The 1987-nt window shown below is 72.2% G+C and carries 3 protein-coding genes; all 3 read right to left on the minus strand.

What is annotated here, in order from left to right; translation table 11 throughout:
- Nucleotides 1-1092, minus strand: a 1092-nt coding sequence (gene tnpC / locus M0638_RS28075) for an IS66 family transposase (RefSeq protein ID WP_408903690.1), incomplete at its 3' end; no start/stop codon positions are given.
- 58 nt (nt 1093-1150) lie between these two features.
- Nucleotides 1151-1501, minus strand: coding sequence for an IS66 family insertion sequence element accessory protein TnpB (gene tnpB, locus M0638_RS28080; RefSeq protein WP_345893078.1), 351 nt, complete (start codon nt 1499-1501; stop codon nt 1151-1153).
- Nucleotides 1498-1896, minus strand: a complete 399-nt coding sequence (gene tnpA, locus M0638_RS28085) for an IS66-like element accessory protein TnpA (protein ID WP_248670256.1) — start codon at nt 1894-1896, stop codon at nt 1498-1500. The genes tnpB and tnpA overlap by 4 nt, the downstream gene beginning before the upstream one ends.
- Between the last annotated feature and the right edge of the window lie 91 nt (nt 1897-1987).

Genomic DNA, 1987 nt, shown 5'->3' on the forward strand with positions numbered 1-1987 from the left:
GATGTCCTGCTCGATGGCGTAAAGCAGGCCGATGCGGTGCACCGCCTCGGTCGCTAGCGGCGCCTGGCCAGTGGCGTGCAACTCGAAGAAGTAGCGCCGGACATGCGCCCAGCAGGCCGCCTCCTGGACCTGGCCATCGTCGTACAGGCCGTCGAACCCGCTATAGCCGTCGGCCTGCAGCACGCCGCGGAACCCGGCGAGATGTGCCTTGGGATGCTCGGCCCGGCGGTCCGGACTGTAGCGGTAGAGCACGGCAGGCGGGATCGTGCTGCCATGCGGCCGCTCATCGCGCAGATAAGCCCAGAGCCTGCCCGTGCTGGTCCTGCCGAGGCCAGGGGCGAGGACCGGCACCGGCGTGTCGTCGGCATGCAGCACGGCGCCCGCCAGGACATGTCGGGCCAGGGCGTCCAGCAGCGGCCGCAGCAGCGCCGCCGACTGACCGACCCAGTCGGCGAGCGTCGATCGCTGCAGCTCAACACCGCCCCGGGCATAGATCTCGCTCTGCCGATAGAGCGGCAAGTGGTCGGCGTACTTGGCCACCAGCACGTGGGCGAGCAGCCCCGCCGTGGCGCGGCTGCGGCGGATCGGCAGGCTTGGCGCCGGGGCCTGGGTGATCGCCTCGCAGCCTCGGCAGGAGAACTTCGGCCGCACATGCCGGAGCACGCGGAACCGCCCCGGCAGGTAGTCCAGCACCTCCGTCACGTCCTCGCCGAGGCGGCGCAGCGCGCCGCCACAGGCCGCGCAGGCCTGCACATCGGCGCCGTGCTCCACCACCTTGCGCGGCAGGTGCTCCGGCAGCGGTCGACGGGCAGGCTTGCGGCGCTCCGGCCTGGCCGCGGTATCCGTCGGATCCTCGGCGGGGGACGGGGCGGGCGCCTCCGCCTCCAGTTCCTCGAGCGCCAACTCCAGCTGGTCGGCCTCGGCCGCCAACCGCTCCGACGAACGGCCGAACTGCATGCGCCGTAGCCGGGCCAGCTGCAGCCGGAGCCGCTCGATCAGCGCGCGCTGATCGGCCAGCGCCGCGGCCTGCGCCAGCACGATGGCGCGCAGCGCGTCGGCGTCGTCAGGCAAGGCAGCGAGATCGATGACCACGACGGCAGGATCGCCGCTGACGCCGCGTCGGGCCGAATGAATCCCCTGCGAGCCGACGCTACCCCGCCATCTCCGGCCGCCAGGTACGGGCGGGCATGCGCCAGTCGATGCCCTCCAGCAGCATCGAGAGCTGCGCGGGCGTCAGCGACACCACGCCGTCCTTGGCCTGTGGCCAGACGAAGTGCCCACGCTCCAGCCGCTTGGCGTAGAGCACCAGGCCCTGGCCATCCCACCACAGCGCCTTGACCAGATCGCCGCGGCGGCCGCGAAAGACGAATAGCTGCCCGCTGAACGGATCCTGCCCAAGCGCCTCCTGCACCTGCCGCGCCAGCCCATCAAAGCCGCGCCGCATGTCGGTGGCGCCCGCGGCCAGCCAGACCCGCACGCCCGGCGGCGGTCCCGGGATCACCCGCGCAGCGCCGCCAGCACCCGCCGCAGGGCGACCAGGCTGACCTCCTCGCCGATCCGCACCCGGATGCCATCGGGCAGCTCGATCTCGATCGCGGCAGGCTTGCGGGATGGTGGCGGTGTAGACTCCGGCTCCGGCAAGGCCGCGTCCCGGCGATCCACAACGGCGACGCGGACCGGCACGAACTCCGGCGTTGGCTCAGCCACCAGCAGGCCATTCCGGGCCTGGCAGCGCCACTGGAACACCAGGCTGCGATAGACGCCATGTCGGGCCGCCACCTCCGCCACCTGCACCCCGGGTGCATCGCATTCGGCCAGGATGCGGAGCTTGTCCGCCACGCTCCAACGGCGCCGCCGCTCGCGCCCGGTGATGATCTCGACCGTCCCGCTGCCCATGACCTTACAGCCGACCTTACGCCCGACGTTAAGGCCGCAAGCCTCAACGCACGTCAGGGGCCAGGGAAGGCGATGGAGGCCGGACGCTTAC

Source organism: Roseomonas acroporae (genome assembly GCF_023223525.1).
Taxonomy (GTDB): domain Bacteria; phylum Pseudomonadota; class Alphaproteobacteria; order Acetobacterales; family Acetobacteraceae; genus Roseomonas_E; species Roseomonas_E acroporae.